We start from the raw sequence: 14,159 nt of genomic DNA, 5'->3' as shown, positions 1-14,159 counted from the left end.
TTGGGTGATCCTCCTGCCGTCGCCGAGTCACCGGCCGCCACGCTGCGGCACCTCATACTTTCGGATAGCAATTGATCCGCCTTTCGGGTAGCGTTCGCGGTATCAAGTGAACGACATGACGCGGTGGCGAGGCCCGTGATCGTGGCCTTGCGACAGCGCACCAGCCCGTACGTGCGCTCCGGCGACAGCCGGTTCGGAGATCTTCCGGTCGTTTCGATCAGCGGGCCCGTGCGGGAAGGCCACACCCATGGTCACCACCTTCGAACCGACGACCAGCACCCGCTTCGGCCAGCGCAGCAGCGCGCAGAGCGCCGACAGCGCGGATGCCCTCCTGGCGATGATGGCCACGACTCCGGCCGACGACCCCCGTCGCCCGGCGCTGCGGGAACGCGCCATCGAGGCGTGGTTGCCGCTCGCCCGCCACCTGGCGCGCCGCTACTCGGGACGCGGCGTACACGACGAGGATCTGACCCAGACGGCGGCGGTCGGGCTGATCAAGGCCGTCGACAACTTCGACCCCACCCGGGGCGTCGACTTCACCGGGTACGCCATCCCGACCGTCATCGGCGAGATCAAGCGGTACTTCCGCGACCGTACCTGGGCCGTGCGGGTGCCCCGCCGCCTGCAGGAGCTTCGTCTGTCGATCACCGAGGCCAACAGCACCCTCAGCCACACCCTGGGGCGCTCACCGACCGTGGCCGACATCGCGACCTACCTCGACCTGCCCGAGGAGACGGTCCTGGACGGACTGGAAGGGGCCCGCGCCTACCGCGCCACCTCCCTGTCCACCCCGACCGGTGCCGACGGCAGCACGGAACTCGGCGACACCCTCGGCGCCCACGACCACGGCCTCGACCTCGTCGAACTCCGCGTCGCCCTCGGCCCGGCCCTCGCCACCCTGCCGGAACGCGAACGCCGGATCCTGAACATGCGCTTCCACGGCAATCTCACCCAGGGCCAGATCGCCGAGCAGATCGGCATCTCGCAGATGCACGTCTCCCGGCTCATCACCCGAGCGCTGGCCACCCTGCGCGGCCATCTCTCCGCCGAGCGCCCCTGAACCGCCGGTCCATCAGGACCGCAGCCCCGGCGCTCAACCGTCCCGGCCGCCGCGCGGTGGGGATTCCACCATCGCCGCGACGAGGGCGGCCACCGGTACGGTGGCGAACCCGACCCGGGCGTCGCTGGCCCCGTACGGCAGCCACAGCTCCCCGGCGTGGACCAGCCCGCCACAGGAGTAGACGACGTTGGGTACGTAGCCGTCCCGGTCAGCCGGGTCGGGTGACAGGAGCGCGCCGGGAAGCTGCGCGATTACCCGCTCCGGTCGATGCAGGTCGAGCAGGAGCGCCCCGACGGCGTACCGGCGCATCGGGCCGACCCCGTGGGTGAGCACGAGCCAGCCGGCGTCGGTCTCGATGGGGGATCCGCAGTTGCCGACCTGGATCAGTTCCCAGCTGTCCCGGGGGGCGTGCAGCGGCGTCGGCTCCTGCCACCGGTTGTCGCCGTCCAGGCAGGTCAGACCGATGGTCTCGCCGTCGGCGCGGCACAGCGCGAGGTGACGGCCGCCGACGGTACGGGGGAACAGCGCGACGCCCTTGTTGCGGGCGCCCGGCCCGCGCATCGGGGTCACCTCGAAGCGACGCAGGTCGGTGCTGGCCAGCGCGCGGGTGGCGATGCGCCGTCCGTCGTAGGCGGTGTAGGTGGCCCGGTACACCGGTCCGGACTCGTCGGTGAACCTGACGAACCGGGCGTCCTCCATGCCGTTGCTCTCCGCCGGAGTGGCCGGCCAGAGCACCCGTTCGTGCAGGGCGGTGTCGGCGGGGAAGGTCGTGGCGTAGTTCGCGGCGTCGATGCGGCGCAGGTGTTCGAGGGTGTCCAGCCCGGTGCTGCGCGAGAGCAGGTCCGGTGGCAGGTTGCCGAGCACCCGCTCGAAGGCAGCCTCGTCGTACCGGTCGGGCAGGGCGTCCAGCACGGTGGCGGTGACCTCGTTGTCCCAGTTTTCCTCGGCCAGGCCGGCAGCGAGCAGGTCCCGACGGTGCCGTACGCCCGTTCGCTGCCCGACCACCAGGGGGCCGGACCGGTCGGCGACGGTGAGCCGGCGCCCGGGTCCGACGATCGCCGTGGCGAACCCGATGGACGACAGGTGGCCCTCGCCGATCTGGCGCAGGCTGAGCGCGACGCGCAACTGCCCGGCGTCCAGGTTGGTCTGGTCGGGGTGGGCGACCATCGACGGGTTGCACAGCGCGGCGGACTCGACCGCGTACTCGTGGCTGAAGTAGGCACCGACCAGGAGTCGGGTGGTCGGGGACAGGTCACGGGCCCGGGCGATGCGGTGCCGCACGAGGTCGTAGTGGTGGTGGAACGTGCCCGCCAGGTCGCGGTGCCGGGTGCCGAAGCGGTCGAAGGTGTCCCGCAGCAACCTGCCGGTCTCCTCGTCGTCGAGGTGCGCGACGCGGTCGATGAGCGCTCCCGCGCGGGTACGTACCACCGCGGCGTCCTCGCCGGGGACGAAGAGCTTGGCGATGACCCGGCGTGGATCCGGGGTGAGGGTCACGCCGTGCCGGACGGCCAGGGTCCCGGTCACGCCCACCGCCCGGCGTGCTGCAGGGTGGAGATCAGCGCGAGGGTGGATTCGGCACCCTGGTTGAGGTTGGGTCCGTGCGCTGTCAGCCCGTCGTAGCCGCCGCCGGTCTCCGCGTCCCACATCGCCGTGCCGACGTCGTTGTCGCCGAGGAACCACCCGACCGCCTGCCGCACCCCGGTCTCCCACCCGGGGTCGCCGGTGACCGTGGCGGCGGTGGCGCAGGCGTCGGCGAAGGCGGCGGCCTCGATCGGCTGCTGGTCGTGGCGGAGCCGCACCGCGCCGCACCGCCACCCGCCGACGGGTACGACCGACAGCCGCCCGTCGAGGACCTGGATGTCGCGCAGCCAGGCCAGCATCCGCAGCCCATCGTCGAGGGGTGGGCCGCCGTGGCGTAGCTGGCTGGCGGCGATGACCACCTCGGCGAGGGCCGCGTTGGCGTACGTCAGCTGTTGCCGCGGCCAGGGCCACCCTGGGTCTGGCCCGGGTCCGCCGACCGCGCTGGCCGCGTCCGCCAGCAGCGCGGCCGCGGCGGCGTGGGCGGGGTGGCGGCGCAGCACCTCGGCCGCGCCGAGCCCGGCGAAGGCCATCGCGTGCGGAGTCGGGGCACGCCGCGTGGCACCCCTGCTGAAGGCGACCAGCGCCTCCTCCCGGATCCAGGCGGCGGGACTGCGGGCGGCGGCGGTGCCCAGCCCCCACAGCGCCCGGCCCCACCAGTCGCCGAGCCCGGGCTGGTCGGTCCAGCGCCGATCGTGACCGAGCCGGTTGTGGAACGCGCCACCGGCGTCCTGCGCGTGGGTCAGGAAGGCGAGGTAGCGCTCCGCGAGCCGGAGCACCTCCTCGGTCGGGTCCGGCTGTCGGCTGGTCACGACCAGGCCGCGGGCGACGTCGTCGGTGCAGTAGCCGTGCTCCCGGCGGACGATGGCGTGCCGGGCGTGCTCGAACAGGCCGGTGTCGTCGCTCAACCGGATGAGGTGCGCGAAGCTCGGCGCGGGGGCCGCCGACGCGCGCCGGCCGGCCGACGTGGTGGGTCGGCCGGTGGTCGCGGTCACGCCGACGCCGCGCTGACCACGGACGGGCGCGCGGCGGTGAGCCGCTCGGCCAGGGTGCCGTAGCGGGCCGCCACGGCCGGCCAGCGCAGGTGCGCGGCCAGTGGCTGAACGCGCCCGGCGAGCCGGGCGGCCAGGCCCGGTTCGACCAGGATCCGCCGGATCGCCGCGGCCAGCGCCGCCGGATCCTGATGGGGTACGACCAGACCGGGGCCGCCGGTGAGCAGCTCGACGGCGTGCGGGAACGCCGTGGAGACGACGGGCACTCCGGCGGCCACCGCCTCGATGAGCACGCCGGAGGTGACCTGTTCCCGGGAGTCGTAGGGCAGCACCACCACGTCGGCGGAGCGGACCAACCGGCCGAGCGCGACCTGGTCGTGATAGACGTCCTGGTAGTCCACGGCGTGCGCGACGCCCAGCTCCGCGCCGAGTCGGTGCAGTCCCGACCGGTACGCCTCCCCCTGGTGCTCGATCACCTTGGGATGGGTCCGGCCGGCGACGGTGTAGGTGGGTGTCGGGTCGAGGTCCTGCAACCGCGCGAGGGCCCGTAACGACCACTCGACGCCCTTGCCCGGACCGAGCAGCCCCCAGGTCAGCAGGTGCGGCCGGGTACGACGGGCGACGGGTGCGCCGACGTGCTCGGCGGCACCGTGCGGGATGACGGTGACCTTGCCCGGGGGCACGGTGTAGCCGACGAGCAGCCGGTCGCGGGCCGTGTCGGTCATCGTGACGACCGCCCCGGCAGCGGTGACGATCTGCTCCAGCAGGGACTTCTGCCGGGCGGAGGGCTGGCGGAGCACGGTGTGCAGGACGACGATGCTCGGCACGGTGAGCCGGCGCAGCAGCGGCAGGACGTCCTCGCCGTCCGCGCCGGGGTAGATGCCGTACTCGTGCTGCACGACGGCCACGTCGTAGGTGTTCAGGGCGGCCGCAGCGGCCCGCCAGCCGGCCGGGGTGCGCGTCGACCAGGTGTGCACCACCCCGGGCCCGGGCCGCTGGTCGTCGCCGCGGTCGGTGACCCGCACGATGCCGCCGCGCGCGCCGTCGGCGGTCAGCTGGGCGGCGAGGGCGGAGTTGAAGGTGGCCAGTCCGCACCGCGTCGGTGGGTGGGTGCTGAGGAATCCGTAGCTGAGCATGGGTGTCGGGCCTTCCGGTTGTCGGCCGCCGCCGGGAGCACGGGGGCGGACCTCACGCGGTGACGGCGCACGCCGGCCAGCGTGTGTGGCCGGCGGAACGAAAGGGGCTGGGTCAGCTGCGGGCGGGGGATCCTGGCCGGGCGTGGTTGGTCAGCTGGTCGTAGACGGACAGGTAGTCGGTGACCATCCGGTCCGCGCTGAAGCGCTGCCGGGCCCGCGCCCGGCAGCCGGCCCGGTCGAGGCCGACGGCCCGGGTGACGGCGTCGGCCGCCTGCTCGACGGTGTGTACGAGGAACCCCGTCACCCCTTCGTCGACGACTTCCGGCATGGACCCCCGCGCGTACGCGACGACAGGTGTGCCGCAGACCATCGACTCCACCACCGACAGTCCGAACGGCTCGTCGAAGGTGATCGGGTGCAGCAGGGCGGTGCTGGCGCCCAGCACCTCGGCGCGCCGTCGGGGACCCACCGATCCGAGGAAGACGACCTGGTCGCCGTCGATGTGCGGGGCCACCTGCTCGGCGAAGTACCGCTCGTCCTGCACGATGCCGCAGATGGTGAGGGGCCGACCGGCGAGGCGGGCGATCTCGATGGCGGTGTGGGTGCCCTTGTCGGGATGGATCCGGCCGAAGGCGGCCAGTCCGGGGCCGGCGTCGCGGGTGAACGGCAGCGCGGCGAGGTCGACGCCGTGGTGCACCGTGGCGACGTAGTCGAGTTCGGCGCTCCGGTCGGCGTCGGAGATCGACACGTAGGACGAGCGGGCCCTGGCGTACGCCGGGAGGATCCCGGCGCCGGAGAAGCCGTGCACGGTGGTGAGCAGCGGAGCGCGGCACTGTTCGGCGAAGGCCAGCGGCAACCAGTCGAGGTGGTTGTGCACCAGGTCGAACTGCCCCGAGCGGGCCAACGCGTGCGAGACGTGCATCGCCTCCCACACCCGGCCGTCCAGGTCCGGGTCGTCGGCGTACCCCCGGGGGCACACCCCGTCGAGCCGCGCGGAGGTGACCGAGTCCAGCGTCGCGAAGAGTGTCACGTCCACGCCGCGGGTGGCCAGCCCCTCGGCGAGCAGGCCGGTCACCTGCTCCCAGGGGCCGTAATGGTGCGGGGGTGTCCGCCAGGCGACCGGTCCGAGCAACGCCACCCTCACGGGGACGGCGCGTCGGCGAGCTCAGCCGGATCGAGATGCAGGGTGGCGAGCAGCCCGACGTGCTTGGCCGGGTCCACGCGTTCCGGCAGTTCGCGCTCGACCCACTCGGCCCTGAAGTGCTGGCCTCGTTCGCGAAGGACGGTGGCGATCCGGTGCCTGGCGATCCTCATCGGGTGCTCCCTTGTGAAGCCGTCCGGGGCGGTCAAGCTCCTGGACGGCGGTGTGTTCGCGCCGGTCGGCTCCGCCACCGGCCGTCGGGGCGCGGGGCGGACCTGAAACCTTGCGTGACCGGCGGATCGTGCGGTCGGGACGTGGTCGGCGATCAGCCAGCACGACGAGCTCGCTGCCCGGACGGGGGATGACGATCTTTGAAGGCCCCTCGCGGGCTGGCGGCGACGGCACCTGGCGGCCACCGGGGACCCCGGGCGACATACCCACCGTACGCCTCACGGGCTGGATCGGCACAATCACCGGAGGCAGCGCTGCCCGGAAATCGCCTGGCGGTGATGCCGGCGGTTCAGGCGTACGCTGACAGTGTCGCTCGGGAACCCCGGTGACTGACGGTCCGCCGCCGGCGGACGGCCCCTCCCCCCGCACCGGTACGCCGGGCCGCGACACTCCGTCGCAGACCCGCCCTCGCCCGACACCCGCGCTTGCCCACGCCGGCAGCCAGGTACGCCGGGCACCCATCGGAAGGCGGCGGTTCGTGATGACCGCACCCCGAAACAGCCACGTCCGACTCCCCCTCATGAACGGACACGACGGCCCCGCCACTACTCGCCGGACGCCCCTGCGCCCCGCGGTGAAGCGCTCCCGGATCGGGGATCTGTGGATCGTCGCCGTGGTGTTCGCGATCGTGCTCCTGCTGCTCCTGATCTTCGTACTGCAGAACGGACAACGGGCCGAGGTGACGCTCCTCGGCGCACACGTCGCCCTGCCGCTCGGTGTGGCACTGCTGCTGGCCGCGGTCGTCGGGGTCCTGCTCGTCGCCCTGCCCGGCACCGCCCGGATCGCACAGCTGAGGATGCGCGCCCGCCGTTCCGCGACCCGATCGGCGGGGCGTCCCGCGCCCGGTCCGACCGCCCCGTCGACGACCGGCGTCGCCCCGCGGCCCCGCCGGGAGGGCTGAGCCATGTCCGTCACCAGCGAAAACGCCAACCCGATCGCCGCTTCGACGCCCAGCGCACCTCGACTCGTCCTCGCCCCCACCCGGGCACGGGCGGTACTGGACGGCGGCTGGTGGCCGCGATCCTGGGACCCGGCCGCCGAACTCCCCGGCCTCGTCCTCGCCCTGGCCGAACGTCATGGCCGGATCCGGCACATCATGCTGAACCTCCACGCGTGGGACAGCCGGCCCCGCCGGTTGACCGTCGGACCGGTCGCGGTCCGGCTCGGCTGGTTCGACACCCTCGACCCCGCCCTGCTGGTCGCCACCACCGGCCGGGACATCCAGGTCGACCTGCTCGTGGTGCCGCCCGCCACCCCACCGGCGGCAGCCGAGCGGGCGATGGCCACCGCCGCCGACCCGGCCGACCTGAGGCGCGCGCCCGAGATCCTGGCCGCCGTCCGGGTGCCACCGGCGGCCACGGCCCGCCCCGATGCGTACGCGGTGTGGGACAACGAGGGTGGTGGCGACGGAGTCACCAGGAACGACCGGGAGCCCCGGATCCGCGCGGGGCGCGACTGAGAAGTCGCCGCCCCCAGGGAGACGCGGGTTCGATCGCCAGGCGGATCACACCTTTGCCCGCAGTACGCCCATTGCTCCACTAATGTTCGGTACGGCGATCCTCGAAGCATCCGACTCGGCCGGTTCCCTGTCGCCGGCCGCTCCTCGAGGCCTTCGCGACCCGGAGTCAGTGGACGGGCGACCGATGACGACCGACCGAGCAGTAGGACTGACCCGCGAGGGTGAGGGGCCACAGCGGGCGACCCTGCTGGAGCTGTTTCTCGATCTGGTCTTCGTCGCCGCGCTCGCCCTGACCTCACGAACCCTGGCCGAGAGTCTCGACCGGGTCGGGATCCTCCAGACCGTGGTGCTGCTGATGGCGATCTGGTGGGTCTGGTCCATCACCGCGTTGGCAACCGACCTCTACCACGCCCAGCGGCCGCCCATCTTCGTCATGACGCTCTGGGTCATGCTCGGGACCATCCTGATGGCTGGCTCGCTGCCCGGAGCCTTCTCCGACCACGCCCTGGTCTTCGCGGGCGCGTACGTGGCGATCCACGTGGGACGTGGCATCTTTCTCGCCTCCGCACTGCACGGCCGCAAGGCGCAACTGCACGCCGGCCGGTTCATCTTCTGGTTCGTCGTGTCCGCCGTACCGTGGCTCGCCGGCGCTCTCGTGACGGGCCCGGCGCGCGGCCTGCTGTGGGCCGCCGCGCTCGCCATCGACTACGGGGCGGCCTGGCTCCGTTACCCGACTCCACGACTCGGTCGGGTACCGACGGCGCAGTACCGGGTGGCAGCCGACCACCTGGCGGAGCGTTATCAGCAGTTCTTCACGCTCGCCCTCGGTGATCTCCTCCTCGTCACCACCCTCACCTACGCCGACCACCACGTGACGGCCAGCCACACGGCGGCCCTGCTGGTGGCGTTCGCCGCCACCGTGCTGCTGTGGCAGATCTACGTCCACCGCGCCGGGGCCCTGCTGCAAGCCGCCATCGAGGCTTCCCAGGATCCGGGCAGATTCGTGCGGTCCGCGCCCAACACCCACCTGCTCATGGTGGCCGGCGTGGTCGCCACCGCCGCCGGTTTCGAGATCGTCATCGCCCATCCCACCGAGCAGACCACGCCCTGGCTGGCCGGCGTCATTCTCGGCGGACCCGCGTTGTTCCTGGCCGGACGCGCCCGATTCGAGTACGAGGTGTTCAGCCGCGTGTCACCGTCCCGGCTGGTCGCGCTGCTCGTACTGGCCGTCGCGAGCCCCGCCCTGATGCTCGCGCCCGCACTGGTGGCCGGCCTCACCGCCACCCTCGTCCTGGCCGGGATCGCCGTCTCGGACGGCATCCGCGCCTACGGAAGCCCACCCGAGCCACCGGCGCCCGCCCTGTGACCGGTGACCGGAGGCGCCATCGCGGGTGCGGCCCAGCCGGTCACCCGTCGGGCTCGCCTCCTGCTCAGGGCGCGATGCGCAGCCGGCGGATCTGCCGGTCGTCATACTCCGCGAAGCGGAAGCGCAGGCCGGCGACGGGGCTGCCGGGAAAGTCCCCGCTGATGGTGGCGGTCACCACCGTCCCCGCCGAGCTGTCCTCGACGTCGGTGATCTCGTACGACACCAGGGGCGTGTCCCGGCGCCAGGCGCGGATCGCCTCGATCCCCCGGTGCTCCCTGCCCTCGTCCTCGACGACCGCGTCGTCGGCGAAGAGCGCGAAGTAGGCGTCCCGGTCCGGCTGGCCGGCCAACGCGAAGTAGCGACGGATGATCTCGGGTGGGTCGGTCATCGGAGCCCTCCGGTGGACGTGCGTCGGTCAGACGGTCGGGATGAGATCGCCTTCGAAATGCGCCGGGTAGGTGCGCGACGACGGCGCGGGGATCACTGGCCGAGCGACCCACCTACGTCACGCAACGTCACGGCCAACCCCGAGGATCATCGCACCGCTGAAGGCGCCCGCGGCATGGTGCGACGAAGCGTGTCCCTGCTCGACGCCGGTGAGCCGGTCCCGCCCGACCTGCCCCGCTCGGTCGAGCACTTCGGGCAGGCGCTGCGGCTGCTGCACCGGGACTTCCTCGCCGGCCGCGTCCCCGACATCGCCCGGGCCCGCGCGGTGCAGGCTGCGGGCGAGGCACGCCGGGCGTACACGGAGGGCCTGGGCTTCTCGGGCACGATCGCCGTGTCGCAGTTGGGCATCGTGGTGAGCGAAACGCTCCAGGCGTCCGGCCTCGACATGGCGGAGGGGAACCGGCAGGCCGGCATTGCTGCGGGCAGCTGAACGCACCGGCCCCGGGCCACCACGACCGCCGGACGTACCGTGATCAACATTTGTGGGTGGGTGACCTGACGCGGACGGCGGAACCCCGGCGGCGCGGACCACCACGCCGGCGGGGGTCGGCGTCAGTTTCGCGCGAACGCGCCCGCGCTCAGCGGGGCAGCTCGCGCCACGCGGGATTACCCCCGCGCCACGCCCCGGCGAGAATGCTCGCCGAGGTACGACTCGGACACTCCTGCACCTTCGATCGGCCGTAGGCGCCGCCGATCTGTGCCTGTACCTCCCAGCGCAGCCCGTCGCTGCGGATGTACACGTCGCGACGGCCGCGTGCCGTCGCGTCCCCGTTCCACCAATGCTCCTCGACGATCACCTCGCGACGGTATCTCAACCGGCGTCCGATCGGCACTGCCCGGTGGCCCACTACCGCAGCTCGATCGGCTGTTTGGGCGGCCGGACCTCGGCGAAACGGACCGCTTTCGGTCCCACCGTCGTAGTCGGGCGACCGGACCGGCCGGTCGTCAGTCGTCGGAGTCGGGCGAGGAGTTCTCCAGCTTCCTGCGCTTCTTCTCCTGCTTGCGCATCCGCAGCTCCCGCTCGGAGGGCTTGCGCTTGATCGCCACCCCGCCCCAGAGGGCGAACCCGCCGACGGTGACCGTCGGCGCACCCGGCGCGCCCGGTCCGGTGGCCCGGTGGTCGAAGCCACCCATCACCCCGACCCCGGTCACGTGCACGGTGGCCTGCTCGGGCACCCAGATCTCCAGGCCCCCCATCAGTGCGTAGGCCTTGATCCGCACCGCACCCACGGTGAAGATCGCGTCGCGCAGGTCGACCAGCCCGCCACCCCAGAATGCCAGGCAGGTGAACTCGGGGCCGACGCTCCACGGGCCGGACCGTTCGAACTTGCCGGCCAGGGCGTAGCCGCTGCGCGACACCGGCGCCCCGACGACGTACGCCGGCGGCGGGGGCGGGAACAGCGACGACCCCACGGCGGGGAGGTCGTGGGTCAGGGGTTCGAGTTCGGCGTAGGTGCGGGCGGCGTAGACCCGGCCCAGCCGCTCGTCCAGCTCGCCCAGGTCGAGCCGGCCCTCGGCGGCCGCCTCCCGCAGCACGGCCGCGACCCGCTCCCGGTCGGCGTCGGAGGTACGGATCTGTCCCGGGTGCACCGGTTCCGGAATGAGCTCGCTCACATAGAGGAGGGTAGAACAACCACGCACCCGGCCGGGCCCGCGCCACCCGCCCGACGGGGGCCCGCGGCGGGTCCACGCAGGCCGGGACGGCGGCCTGCGGCGGGGCATTGTCCGGGTCACGACACCGGGGGGAACCGCTTAGGACGCGGCTACGGAGGGTAAACCGGGACCATGGCACAGCTGCGCACCTCCCCGCCGTCGCCGCAGGCTACCGAGCTGCGGCGGTGGCAGCTGTCCAGTCCCGCCCACCTGCGCGGCCTGCGGGCGTCGCTGCACCAGGCGCTGACCGGCGAGGAACTGCTCGCCGGGGAGGAGTTGGACGAGGTGCCCGAGTTGATGGTCCTGGTCGCCACGGAGCTGGCCACAAACGCCCTGCGGCACGGCATCCCGCCCACCATCGTGCGCCTGCTGATCGCCGAGGACCGGTTCATCCTGGAGGTCGCCGACCACGACCTGAGCACCATCCCGGAGCTGGTCGACACCCGTCCGATGGGGGCCGGCGGGCGCGGGCTCCAGATCGCCGAGGCCGTCTCGCTGGACGTCGGCTGGTACGCCACCGACGGCACCAAGAACATCTGGGCCGCCTTCCCCCGGAGCTGACCGGCCGGCGTTCCGAGCGGCGGCCGGCGGGGTACGTACCGGCAGGCGGGCGGCAAAACGGAGGCGACGGTGAGCGAGCGGACAGCGCTGCACGGACTGCTGCGTCACTCCCACCACGCGCGCCCGGAGGACCTGCCGGCGCTGGCCCGACGGATGGCCACCGAACTCGGCGCCACCTCGATGCGCATCCACCTGGTCGACCACGAGCAGCGGGAGCTGCTGCCGATGGACGACGGGGGCGCCGACCGGGGCTCGCTGGCCGTCGACGGCACCCTGGCCGGGCGGGCGTACGCGATGATGCGCCCGTACGCCGCCGACGGCGGGCCCGGGCCGGCGCGGCTGTGGGTGCCGCTGCTGGACGGGCTGGAACGGCTGGGCGTGGTCGAGGTGCGCTCCGCCGAGCTGATCCCCGCCGACCGGGTCTCCGGGTTCGAGGCGGCCTGCGCGCTGCTGGCGGAGCTGGTGGTCACCCGGTCCAGCTACAGCGACACCGTGGAGCTGGTGCGCCGCCGCGCGCCGATGCGGATGGCGGCCGAGATGCTCCGCGCCCAACTGCCGCCGCTGACCTTCTCCACGGGCAGCATGACCATCAGCGGCATCCTGGAGCCCAGCTACGACGTGGGCGGGGACGCCTTCGACTACGCGGTCAACGGCGACATCGCCCACCTGGCGCTCTTCGACGCGGTGGGGCACGGCTCACACGGCGGGATGCGGGCGGTGATGCTGGCCAGCCTGGCGCTGGCCGCGTACCGCAACGCCCGGCGGTCCGGTCACGACCTGATCGCCACCTACCACCACATCGACACCGTGGTCCGCGACCACGACCGGCGGGGCCTGATCACCGGCGTACTGGCCGAACTCGACCAACGCAATGGCCGGCTGCGGGTGATCTCCGCCGGGCACCCGAGCGGCCTGGTGCTGCGCCGCGGACGGGTGGCGATCGTGCTGCCCACCCCGACCGCGCTGCCGGTCACCCTCGGCGAGCACCGGGCGCCGGTGGTGGTCGAGGAGGCCCTGGAGCCCGGCGACGACGTGCTCTTCCACACCGACGGGATCACCGAGGCGCGCTCGGCCGACGGGGAGGCCTTCGGCGTCGACCGGCTGGTCGACTGCGCCGTCCGGGCGCTCGCCGACGACCTGCCGCTGCCGGAGACCGCCCGCCGCATGGTGCACGCGATCCTCGCCTACCAGGACGACCAGCTCGTCGACGACGCGACCGTGCTGCTGGTCCGCTGGCACGGCCCCGCCGGGCAGCCGTTGACCTGATCACGCACCGGATTGACGCGCGACGCGCCGGGGTATCGGCGGAATCGTCAAGGACCGCGTCGGGGTCGGTGGCGTGCCGGAACCCCGCATGCGGTGGGGAGGAGGCACCGTGCCGGCCAACGATCGACCACATTCCCGACCTGCTGTGTCCCCTTCCGCCGGCCGGGACGGGGCGACCAGCGGTCACGCGCTCGCCGCCCGACTCGCCATGCTCGCCCGGGAGTTCCAGGGCGAGCGGACGGTGGAGGACACCCTGCGGGCCATCGTGCACGCGGCCGTGGACACCGTGCCCGGCGCCTGGCACGCCGGGATCACCGAGATCGAGGGGCGGCGCCGGGTGAGCACCCCCGCCGGCACCGGTGAGGTGGTGCTGCGGGTCGACCGGGCGCAGTACGAGACCGGCGAGGGCCCCTGCCTCACCTCGGCGTACACCGAGCGGACCGTCCGGCTGCCCGACGTGGACACCGAGGAGCGCTGGCCCAGGTTCATCGCCCGGGCGCGGGAGCTGGGCGTCGGCAGCATGCTGTCATTCCAGCTCTACGTCGCCCGGGACAATCTGGGCGCGCTCAACCTCTACGCCCGGGAGCCGCACGCCTTCACCGGCGAGTCGGAACGGGTCGGGCTGCTCTTCGCCTCGCACGCCGCCGTGGCGGTCGCCGACGCGCGGCGGCTCGACCAGCTCAGCCGGGCGCTGGACGTACGGGACCTGATCGGCCAGGCCAAGGGCATCCTGATGGAACGGCACCGGCTCACCGGCGCCCAGGCCTTCGAGCTGCTGGTGATGGCGAGCCAACGGATCAACGTCAAGCTGGTCGACGTGGCCCGCGAGCTGGTGGAGACCGGCGAGCTGAGCGTCACCGGCCAGCCGGAGCGAGCCCGAGCAGGGCGAGCACCCCGGTGATCTCCAGGACCCGACGGACCACGGGCCGCGCGTTCGCCACCACCAGCGGGCAGTCCCGGTCGGCGGCCCGGGCGTACGCGTCCAGCAGGACGTGGACGCCGGAGGAGTCCAGGAAGGGCACCTCGGCGAGGTCCACCTCGACGGGGGTGCCGGTGAGGTCGGCCAGCACGGCGTCCAGCGCCGCGCGCAGCTCGCCGGAGGTGGCGAAATCCACCTCGCCGGCGACGCTCACCCGCAGGAGGTGGCCGCCGATGTTGGTGAGGGTGATCCGGAGGTCGGCCGCCGATATCGACAAGAGTTGCCCAGGCTCGGTGTGCACTGCACTGCTCCCTACGCCCACCGGGCTCGTTCCCTCGTAGCAGAAGGCA

Annotated in this window: 17 protein-coding genes; 8 read left to right on the top strand and 9 right to left on the bottom strand. The window is 73.1% G+C overall.

The window, feature by feature from the left end; genetic code table 11:
* The first annotated feature begins 247 nt into the window (after nt 1–247).
* Nucleotides 248–1,060 (top strand): SigB/SigF/SigG family RNA polymerase sigma factor, encoded by an 813-nt coding sequence (locus ACTMTB_RS27310; RefSeq protein ID WP_441149059.1) that lies wholly within the window; start codon nt 248–250, stop codon nt 1,058–1,060.
* A 33-nt stretch (nt 1,061–1,093) separates the two neighbouring features.
* On the opposite strand, the gene ACTMTB_RS27305 is transcribed toward ACTMTB_RS27310, so the two are convergent.
* From ACTMTB_RS27305 to ACTMTB_RS27285, 5 genes are all read right to left on the bottom strand, one after another.
* Nucleotides 1,094–2,584, bottom strand: a complete 1,491-nt coding sequence (locus ACTMTB_RS27305; RefSeq protein ID WP_441149058.1) for a glycoside hydrolase family 130 protein — start codon at nt 2,582–2,584, stop codon at nt 1,094–1,096.
* Entirely contained in the window at nt 2,581–3,633 is a 1,053-nt protein-coding gene (locus ACTMTB_RS27300; protein WP_441149057.1) for a glycosyltransferase, read from the bottom strand. The genes ACTMTB_RS27305 and ACTMTB_RS27300 overlap by 4 nt, the downstream gene beginning before the upstream one ends.
* Complete coding sequence (locus ACTMTB_RS27295) at nt 3,630–4,766, bottom strand: glycosyltransferase (RefSeq protein ID WP_441149056.1); 1,137 nt, start codon at nt 4,764–4,766, stop codon at nt 3,630–3,632. The genes ACTMTB_RS27300 and ACTMTB_RS27295 overlap by 4 nt, the downstream gene beginning before the upstream one ends.
* 112 nt (nt 4,767–4,878) lie before the next feature.
* The gene (locus ACTMTB_RS27290; protein ID WP_441149055.1) at nt 4,879–5,910 is read right to left on the bottom strand and encodes a glycosyltransferase family 4 protein; all 1,032 of its coding nucleotides are present in this window, start codon (nt 5,908–5,910) and stop codon (nt 4,879–4,881) included.
* Entirely contained in the window at nt 5,907–6,080 is a 174-nt protein-coding gene (locus tag ACTMTB_RS27285) for a hypothetical protein (RefSeq protein WP_441149054.1), read from the bottom strand. The genes ACTMTB_RS27290 and ACTMTB_RS27285 overlap by 4 nt, the downstream gene beginning before the upstream one ends.
* A gap of 578 nt (nt 6,081–6,658) precedes the next feature.
* Here ACTMTB_RS27285 and ACTMTB_RS27280 point away from each other — a divergent pair.
* From ACTMTB_RS27280 to ACTMTB_RS27270, 3 genes are all read left to right on the top strand, one after another.
* Entirely contained in the window at nt 6,659–7,039 is a 381-nt protein-coding gene (locus ACTMTB_RS27280; protein WP_441149053.1) for a LapA family protein, read from the top strand.
* A 3-nt stretch (nt 7,040–7,042) separates the two neighbouring features.
* On the top strand, nt 7,043–7,597 hold the full coding sequence (locus tag ACTMTB_RS27275; protein ID WP_441149052.1) for a DUF5994 family protein: 555 nt from the start codon (nt 7,043–7,045) through the stop codon (nt 7,595–7,597).
* Nucleotides 7,598–7,781: 184 nt separating this feature from the next.
* Nucleotides 7,782–8,963: a low temperature requirement protein A gene (locus tag ACTMTB_RS27270; protein ID WP_441149051.1), complete on the top strand. Its 1,182-nt coding sequence runs from the start codon at nt 7,782–7,784 to the stop codon at nt 8,961–8,963.
* Between the two features lie 64 nt (nt 8,964–9,027).
* Here ACTMTB_RS27270 and ACTMTB_RS27265 read toward each other — a convergent pair whose 3' ends face one another.
* Entirely contained in the window at nt 9,028–9,351 is a 324-nt protein-coding gene (locus tag ACTMTB_RS27265; protein WP_441149050.1) for a nuclear transport factor 2 family protein, read from the bottom strand.
* A gap of 174 nt (nt 9,352–9,525) precedes the next feature.
* On the opposite strand from ACTMTB_RS27265, the gene ACTMTB_RS27260 reads away from it, so the two are divergent.
* Nucleotides 9,526–9,840, top strand: coding sequence for a hypothetical protein (locus ACTMTB_RS27260; protein ID WP_441149049.1), 315 nt, complete (start codon nt 9,526–9,528; stop codon nt 9,838–9,840).
* A 148-nt stretch (nt 9,841–9,988) separates the two neighbouring features.
* Here ACTMTB_RS27260 and ACTMTB_RS27255 read toward each other — a convergent pair whose 3' ends face one another.
* Nucleotides 9,989–10,207, bottom strand: a complete 219-nt coding sequence (locus tag ACTMTB_RS27255) for a hypothetical protein (protein ID WP_088964186.1) — start codon at nt 10,205–10,207, stop codon at nt 9,989–9,991.
* A gap of 148 nt (nt 10,208–10,355) precedes the next feature.
* Nucleotides 10,356–11,024: a DUF1707 SHOCT-like domain-containing protein gene (locus tag ACTMTB_RS27250; protein ID WP_441149048.1), complete on the bottom strand. Its 669-nt coding sequence runs from the start codon at nt 11,022–11,024 to the stop codon at nt 10,356–10,358.
* A gap of 171 nt (nt 11,025–11,195) precedes the next feature.
* On the opposite strand from ACTMTB_RS27250, the gene ACTMTB_RS27245 reads away from it, so the two are divergent.
* The 3 genes from ACTMTB_RS27245 (at nt 11,196) to ACTMTB_RS27235 (ending at nt 13,791) form a co-directional block, all read left to right on the top strand.
* Nucleotides 11,196–11,624, top strand: coding sequence for an ATP-binding protein (locus ACTMTB_RS27245; protein ID WP_441149047.1), 429 nt, complete (start codon nt 11,196–11,198; stop codon nt 11,622–11,624).
* A gap of 69 nt (nt 11,625–11,693) precedes the next feature.
* Nucleotides 11,694–12,890 (top strand): PP2C family protein-serine/threonine phosphatase, encoded by a 1,197-nt coding sequence (locus ACTMTB_RS27240; protein ID WP_441149046.1) that lies wholly within the window; start codon nt 11,694–11,696, stop codon nt 12,888–12,890.
* Nucleotides 12,891–13,035: 145 nt separating this feature from the next.
* Nucleotides 13,036–13,791 (top strand): GAF and ANTAR domain-containing protein, encoded by a 756-nt coding sequence (locus tag ACTMTB_RS27235; RefSeq protein WP_441149045.1) that lies wholly within the window; start codon nt 13,036–13,038, stop codon nt 13,789–13,791.
* Here ACTMTB_RS27235 and ACTMTB_RS27230 read toward each other — a convergent pair.
* Complete coding sequence (locus ACTMTB_RS27230) at nt 13,745–14,110, bottom strand: STAS domain-containing protein (RefSeq protein WP_441149044.1); 366 nt, start codon at nt 14,108–14,110, stop codon at nt 13,745–13,747. The genes ACTMTB_RS27235 and ACTMTB_RS27230 overlap by 47 nt on opposite strands.
* Between the last annotated feature and the right edge of the window lie 49 nt (nt 14,111–14,159).

It is taken from the genome of Micromonospora sp. L32 (assembly GCF_052068055.1).
GTDB lineage: Bacteria > Actinomycetota > Actinomycetes > Mycobacteriales > Micromonosporaceae > Micromonospora > Micromonospora purpureochromogenes.
Note: the sequence above shows the minus strand (reverse complement) of the source record. Positions and strands in the feature narration are given on the sequence as shown.